This is a genomic window from Dyella sp., assembly GCF_036568765.1.
Lineage (GTDB): Bacteria > Pseudomonadota > Gammaproteobacteria > Xanthomonadales > Rhodanobacteraceae > GSA-30.
On the sequence record NZ_DATCRY010000113.1, the window covers coordinates 1 to 6,143 of the forward strand.

Below are 6,143 nucleotides of genomic sequence, written 5' to 3' on the forward strand. Positions count from 1 at the left end.
CTTCGTTGACCAGATTGGCCAAATCCGCACCGGAGAAACCAGGCGTGCCACGCGCGATCACCATCGGGTTGACGTCGCTGGCGACCGGCACCTTGCGCAAGTGCACCTTGAGGATTTGCTCACGGCCCTTCACGTCCGGCAAGCCGACAACCACCTGACGGTCGAAGCGACCCGGACGCAGCAGGGCCGGATCGAGAACATCGGGCCGGTTGGTCGCAGCGATCACGATGATGCCTTCGGTACCTTCGAAGCCATCCATTTCGACCAGCAATTGATTGAGCGTCTGTTCGCGCTCGTCATGACCGCCGCCCAGACCGGCGCCACGATGACGACCGACCGCATCGATTTCGTCGATGAAGATGATGCATGGCGCGTGCTTCTTGGCCTGCTCGAACATGTCGCGCACGCGGCTCGCGCCGACGCCGACGAACATCTCGACGAAGTCGGAACCGGAGATCGAGAAGAACGGCACTTTCGCTTCGCCAGCGATCGCCTTGGCCAGCAGCGTCTTGCCGGTGCCGGGCGGGCCGACCATCAGCACACCGCGTGGAATCTTGCCGCCAAGCTTCTGGAATTTGCCAGGGTCGCGCAGGAACTCGACCAGCTCGCCCACTTCTTCCTTGGCTTCGTCGCAACCGGCGACGTCGGCGAAGGTGACCTTCACCTGGTCCTCGCCCTGCATCTTCGCGCGCGACTTGCCGAAGCTCATCGCGCCCTTGCTCCCGCCCTGCTGCATCTGCCGCATGAACCAGATGAATACGCCGACGATGAGGATGATCGGCAACCAATTCAGCAGCAGGCCTAGCAGCGAGAAACCGTTGTTGGACGGCTCCTGGCGGACCTCCACGTTCTTGCCCTGCATCTGGGTGACGATTGCGTTGTTCGACCAGCCCAGCGACGGAGCCACAGTGCGGAACGAGCTGCCGTCCTTGAGCTTGCCGGTAATGGTGGCCGGCTGATCGGCGCTGATCGTTGCAGTGGAAACATTGCCGTTGTCCACGCTCTGCACGAAGCTGCTGTAAGGCAGATCCGACGACGAGCCGCCATGCGGGTTGAAGCTCTGAAAGACGGTGAGCAGAATCACCGCGATTACCAACCAGAGCAGCAGATTTTTAGCCATTTCGTTCATGCACGGTTCTCGCCCGATTGCCCACTAACGGCCTTGCGACCGGTAGCCAGGGCATACACCTCACGCGAACGAGCGCGTGAGGCCTTTGGTTTACGCATAGTCACGCGGCTGAAGTCCGCGCGCAAGCTGCGTAAGTAATCGTCAAAGCCGGCCCCCTGGAAAAGCTTGATCAGGAAGGAACCGCCAGGCTTAAGCCAGTGCCGGCTGAAATCGAGCGCCAGATCGGCCAGGTCCATTGCCCTGATCTGATCGGCCAGCGCTACACCACTCATATTGGGGGCCATATCGGACAGAACAAGATCGACCTTTTGGCCTTGCAGCCGGTCTTCCAATGCCCTCAAAACGGACTCCTCGCGGAAATCCCCTTGCAGGAAGTCCACCCCACCGATGCCCTGCATCGGCAAGATGTCCATGGCAATAATCGTCCCGGCATTGCCCATACGCTGGCGAACCAACTGCGACCAGCCGCCTGGAGCGGCGCCAAGATCGACCACTCGCATGCCGGGCTTGAGGAGACGGTCACGGTCGATCAGTTCTTCCAGCTTGAACGCCGCGCGCGAGCGCATGCCCTCAGCCTGGGCCTTCTTCACATAGACATCATCGAAATGCTCCCGCAGCCAGCGGGAACTGCTTTTGCTGCGAGACATGGCCGGCAACGCTACAGGTCAGGGGGATCGGCCCGCATGATACCCTTTACGGTCCTTCCGCCGCGAACCCGAGACTGAACGCATGGCTCTTTCCCCGTCACAGCGCCGCTATCTGCGCAGCCTGGCGCATGACCTGAACCCGGTGATCCTGCTTGGCGCCAAGGGCGCCACCGAAGCGGTACTCAAGGAGCTGGACCTGGCACTGACTCATCACGAGCTGGTCAAAGTGAAGCTTTCCGGCGGCGACAAAGAAGAGCGAGAAGCGCAGATCGCGTTCCTGGCCGGTGGCACGGGTTCGGAGAACGTCCAGCAGATCGGCCACATCGTGGTGCTGTTCCGGCGCAACGAGGACGAGCCCAAGCTCGCCCTGCCCCGCTAATGGATCTGTCGCTCGATCGGCCCGGCGACTTTCTGTTCGTACGGCGCGTTGCCGCGCGGGCGATCACCGTGATGGACCGGGACATCACCGCCAGCTTCCTGTTGGCACCGGACCGCGCGGTCGAGAACTGGCCGGCCACCGACGCCAAGGCTCTTGGCGCGGCTCACGTGGACGAAATCCTTGCGCTCAAGCCCGAGCTGGTCATTCTCGGCACGGGTGAACGCCAAGTCTTCCCGCCTGCCGAGTTCATGGCCGGATTCCTGCGCAAAGGCATCGGTATCGAGGTCATGGACAATGCTGCGGCGGCGCGCACCTATGACTTGCTGGCCGGTGAGGGACGACGAGTCGTCGTCGCGTTTGTATTGCCTGCTTCTGAGTAAGGTCGGGCGCCACGCGCCCTGTGAACGGTGAAGAGGAAAAGCAGGTACGTGTGCCTCGGCGTGAAGGTTTACCCCCTCCACCCAGCCTCCCCCTGCTTATAGGGGGAGGAGCGAACTCCTAACTCCTCACAGCTGTCGCAAAGCGACGGCGACCTCACTTAGAAGGCAAATACCCGAGCGGATCCACAGGATTGCCATCCTTGCGGATCTGGAATTGCAGCTCATCGCGCGATGCGCCAGTGGCGCCCATTTCGGCAATCTGCTGGCCGGCGGTGACGCGCTGCCCCTCTTTCACCAGACGCTTGCGGTTGTGACCATAAGCGGAGAGGAAGCTGTCGTTGTGTTTGACGATGATCAGCTCGCCATAGCCGACCAGGCCGTTGCCGCTATAGACCACCACGCCATCGGCGGCGGCCCGGATCGGGTCACCTGCCTTGCCTAGTACTTCGATGCCGGGAATCGCGTCGCCGCTCTGGAAACGCTTGCCGAGCTGACCGTCCGCCGGCCAGCGCCATACCACCCCTCCTTGCGAACGCGTGCCTCCCGGTGACGGTGCTACCGCCGCGGACGGTGGGGGCGGAGGCTGTGTTGCCGGGGACTGCGTGGCCGCCCCCGCCACCGGCACTACGGTGCTGGTCGCTACTGCCGGGATGGCGCTCGATGCACTCGACTTGGGCGGAGGAGGCACGGATGCAGGCTTGCCGCTCTCCGCAGTCGTCGGAAGATCCTCGAACATAGGTGCAGCGGGGGCCGCGGACGGTGCAGCCGAAGGTTTGGGCTTGGGTGGAATGACGGTAACCACCGCAGGCTTTGAGCCACTGCCGGTCGGCGACAGGCGTAGCACCTGACCCGGCCAGATCGTGTACGGTGGCTGGATGTTGTTCCATTGCGCCAGATCGCGGAAATCCACCTTATTGCGGAAAGCGATCGAATACAGCGTGTCGCCATGCACGACTTGATAACTGCCCCCCGGCACCTGGGTACGCGCCGGCAAGACCGGCCGCGTGCCGGCTGCTTCGGGGTTGGCCGGCTCGACTCGGACAGTATGTGTCACGCCGCTACAAGCGGCGAGGCTCGCGGCCAGCGTCGAAACGGCAATCAACCGGGTAGGGACATTCATGCCCATGAGCATACCTAGCCTCGAACGGGATTTCATACGGACACCAACCTCCTGTTCGACATCGTCGGGCAACTCAGCGCGCCAGCAGCCACCACACCAAGAGGGCCACCAGGATCGCCACCACCGCCCAACCGATCCACTCGATATTTTTCTGCAGCATGCGTTCCGCACGCTCACCGAACAATCTCACCAGGATGGCCAGCAGCCACACGCGCTTGCCGCGGCCGATCGCCATGCAGATCAGAAATGGCACCACGGGTACGCCGACAATACCGGAAGCCCATGTGACGAACTTCATGGGAACGACCGGCTGCAACGCGGCCAGCGCGAGGACAACAAGCAGCCCCAGCCAATGCTGGTTCATTTCCGTGCGCAGGTTCGCTACGCCCTTTTCAATCGGCGCAAGCAGATTCAGGGCTTCGAGCACGGGATGCAACGCCTGGTAAGCCCAATGACCCAGAGCGTAGCCGACCAGGGAACCCAGCAGCGAAAACAATAAGCTGATGTTGGCGTAGAAGAACGCCTTGTGACGACGGCCGAGCATCATCGGCGCGAGCATCACCTCGGGCATGATCGGAAAGATGAAAGCTTCGACGAAGCTCAATCCGCACAAATACGAAACCGCGCGCGGATGACGCGCCCAGGTCAATACCTGCGCGTATAACGATCCGAAAAGTCGCATCAGCCGATACCGCCAAGCAGCGGCACGAAGCTCACGGCAGCAAGTTCTTCTTGCGAGAAGTCGCCGTTACCGTCACCACGCATGCGGATCAGGGTCTGGCTGCTGGGCGAGCCTACCGGCGCAACCAGCACGCCAGTGGGACTGAGTTGATCGAGCAATTGCGTCGGCACGGTATCTCCGGCGGCGGTAAGAATGATCGCGTCGAACGGCGCCTCGTCGGACCACCCCAGCTTGCCGTCGTCGTGACGCGAACGGATCTGCGGAAGGCCCAGCTGGCGAAAGCGCCGACGCGCCTGACGCAGCAGTTCCTCGATGCGCTCGACGGTAAAGACCTGCGGCACCAGCCCAGCCAGCACGGTGGCCTGATAGCCCGAACCGGTACCGATTTCCAACACCTTCTGCGGTACGCCAAATTCGAGCAGCGCCTCGCTCATGCGCGCGACCACCCAAGGCTGCGAAATGGTCTGACCGTGGCCGATCGGCAGCGCGGTATTCTCATAAGCGCGCGAGTGCAGCGCCTGGTCGATAAAGTGATGGCGCGGCACGTTGCGGATCACATCCAGCACGCGCGCATCCTTGATGCCTTCCTCCTTGAGTTTGGCCACCAATCGGTCGCGCGCGCGCTGCGAAGTCATGCCTTCGCCTTTGAGCATCGCTGGCGGCAACGGATGCGTGTTCATCATGCCGCCTCCCCGTCTGCATCGCCCGCCATCGCGGCGGTCAGCGTGGTCATCCAGCTACTGACCTTGTCCAGTGCCTGGAAGCGCGTCAGATCGACATGGATCGGCGTCACCGAGATATAGCCGCGCTGCACCGCGTTGAAATCGGTACCGGGACCGGCATCCTCGACATCGCCAGCCGGGCCGATCCACCAGATCGGTTTGCCACGCGGATCGGTTGCCTTGATGCAGGGCGAGGAACGATGGCGCTTGCCCAGGCGCGTCACTTCGAAACCCTTGATCTCCGTCCAGGGGCGATCGGGAACGTTGACGTTGAGAATGGTATCGGCCGGCAAAGGATCGACCAGCAGGCGTTGCATCAACTGCAGCACGGCCTGTGCGGCCGACTCGTAATGCTCGCCCTTGTGATCTCGACTGACCAGCGATACGGCAATGGCCGGCAAGCCGAGAAAGCGCCCTTCCATGGCCGCTGAAACGGTGCCGGAATAAATCACGTCATCGCCCAGGTTGGCTGAATTGTTGATACCCGAGACAACGATGTCTGGTTCGTCATCGAGCATGCCGGCCAGCGCCAGATGGACGCAATCGGTCGGCGTGCCGGCCACACGGTAATAACGGTTACCCATGTCCAGCACCCGAATCGGGGCATCGAGGGTCAGGGAATTGCTGGCGCCGGATCGATCCCGATCGGGCGCCACGACGGTCACCTCGCCCACCGCACCGAGGCGATCGGCAAGCACGCGGATGCCAGGAGCATCCACGCCGTCATCATTACTGACAAGAACTCGCATCATGATCCGTTCAAAGCCTGGCCTGAACGCGCATCGAAGGGCGCGCCCGCAACGACTGGAAGTCTACCGGACCAGGCCCCAGGTTTCACATATCGTGAACCTGGCAGCTCCGCACAGTATGCTCGGCACAGGTGAAGGATTTCGTGGATGAAACAGCGCCAACCCAAGGCCGTCAGTGACGACGACGCCCGCTTGTTCCGCGAGGCGATCGGCGAGGTACGCCAGTTCGATCCTGTCGAATTGCCTCCGGCCGCGCCCAAGCCGGAGCCGCGCGCGCATATGTTCGAAGCGGACGAGGCCGCAGTACCGGCCGAATTACTGGAGATGGCCTTCGA

8 protein-coding genes and 1 pseudogene are annotated in these 6,143 nt (G+C 62.3%); 3 read left to right on the forward strand and 6 right to left on the reverse strand.

Annotated features, from left to right (window positions below; all coding sequences use genetic code 11):
• Nucleotides 1-1,129: ATP-dependent metallopeptidase FtsH/Yme1/Tma family protein (locus VIM98_RS08040; protein ID WP_331992574.1), on the reverse strand; the 1,129-nt coding region annotated here is incomplete at its 3' end.
• Complete coding sequence (gene rlmE, locus VIM98_RS08045; protein ID WP_331992575.1) at nucleotides 1,126-1,776, reverse strand: 23S rRNA (uridine(2552)-2'-O)-methyltransferase RlmE; 651 nt, start codon at nucleotides 1,774-1,776, stop codon at nucleotides 1,126-1,128. The genes VIM98_RS08040 and rlmE, both read right to left, overlap by 4 nt.
• Before the next feature lie 82 nt (nucleotides 1,777-1,858).
• Between rlmE and yhbY the strand changes: the two genes are divergently transcribed.
• Together yhbY and VIM98_RS08055 are read left to right on the forward strand one after the other, a co-directional pair.
• On the forward strand, nucleotides 1,859-2,155 hold the full coding sequence (gene yhbY, locus VIM98_RS08050; protein ID WP_331992576.1) for a ribosome assembly RNA-binding protein YhbY: 297 nt from the start codon (nucleotides 1,859-1,861) through the stop codon (nucleotides 2,153-2,155).
• Nucleotides 2,155-2,535 (forward strand): Mth938-like domain-containing protein, encoded by a 381-nt coding sequence (locus VIM98_RS08055; RefSeq protein WP_331992577.1) that lies wholly within the window; start codon nucleotides 2,155-2,157, stop codon nucleotides 2,533-2,535. The genes yhbY and VIM98_RS08055 overlap by 1 nt, the downstream gene beginning before the upstream one ends.
• A 154-nt stretch (nucleotides 2,536-2,689) precedes the next feature.
• Here VIM98_RS08055 and VIM98_RS08060 read toward each other — a convergent pair whose 3' ends face one another.
• From VIM98_RS08060 to surE, 4 genes are read right to left on the reverse strand one after another with little or no spacing between them, the layout of a single operon-like run.
• Nucleotides 2,690-3,691, reverse strand: a complete 1,002-nt coding sequence (locus VIM98_RS08060) for a peptidoglycan DD-metalloendopeptidase family protein (protein WP_331992578.1) — start codon at nucleotides 3,689-3,691, stop codon at nucleotides 2,690-2,692.
• Between the two features lie 37 nt (nucleotides 3,692-3,728).
• Nucleotides 3,729-4,337, reverse strand: coding sequence for a DedA family protein (locus tag VIM98_RS08065; RefSeq protein WP_331992579.1), 609 nt, complete (start codon nucleotides 4,335-4,337; stop codon nucleotides 3,729-3,731).
• On the reverse strand, nucleotides 4,337-5,017 hold the full coding sequence (locus VIM98_RS08070; protein WP_331992580.1) for a protein-L-isoaspartate(D-aspartate) O-methyltransferase: 681 nt from the start codon (nucleotides 5,015-5,017) through the stop codon (nucleotides 4,337-4,339). Before VIM98_RS08070 ends, VIM98_RS08065 begins: the two co-directional genes overlap by 1 nt.
• The gene (gene surE / locus VIM98_RS08075) at nucleotides 5,017-5,808 is read right to left on the reverse strand and encodes a 5'/3'-nucleotidase SurE (RefSeq protein WP_331992581.1); all 792 of its coding nucleotides are present in this window, start codon (nucleotides 5,806-5,808) and stop codon (nucleotides 5,017-5,019) included. The genes VIM98_RS08070 and surE overlap by 1 nt, the downstream gene beginning before the upstream one ends.
• Nucleotides 5,809-5,955: 147 nt before the next feature.
• Here surE and VIM98_RS08080 point away from each other — a divergent pair.
• A pseudogene (locus VIM98_RS08080) lies at nucleotides 5,956-6,143 on the forward strand (SMR domain protein); the annotation flags it as partial.

Bases quoted from the DNA above. Each gene is read 5' to 3' on its own strand.
- rlmE (WP_331992575.1), bottom strand. From the start codon at position 1,776: ATGTCTCGCAGCAAAAGCAGTTCCCGCTGGCTGCGGGAGCATTTCGAT.
- yhbY (WP_331992576.1), top strand. From the start codon at position 1,859: ATGGCTCTTTCCCCGTCACAGCGCCGCTATCTGCGCAGCCTGGCGCAT.
- VIM98_RS08055 (WP_331992577.1), top strand. From the start codon at position 2,155: ATGGATCTGTCGCTCGATCGGCCCGGCGACTTTCTGTTCGTACGGCGC.
- VIM98_RS08060 (WP_331992578.1), bottom strand. From the start codon at position 3,691: ATGAAATCCCGTTCGAGGCTAGGTATGCTCATGGGCATGAATGTCCCT.
- VIM98_RS08065 (WP_331992579.1), bottom strand. From the start codon at position 4,337: ATGCGACTTTTCGGATCGTTATACGCGCAGGTATTGACCTGGGCGCGT.
- VIM98_RS08070 (WP_331992580.1), bottom strand. From the start codon at position 5,017: ATGAACACGCATCCGTTGCCGCCAGCGATGCTCAAAGGCGAAGGCATG.
- surE (WP_331992581.1), bottom strand. From the start codon at position 5,808: ATGCGAGTTCTTGTCAGTAATGATGACGGCGTGGATGCTCCTGGCATC.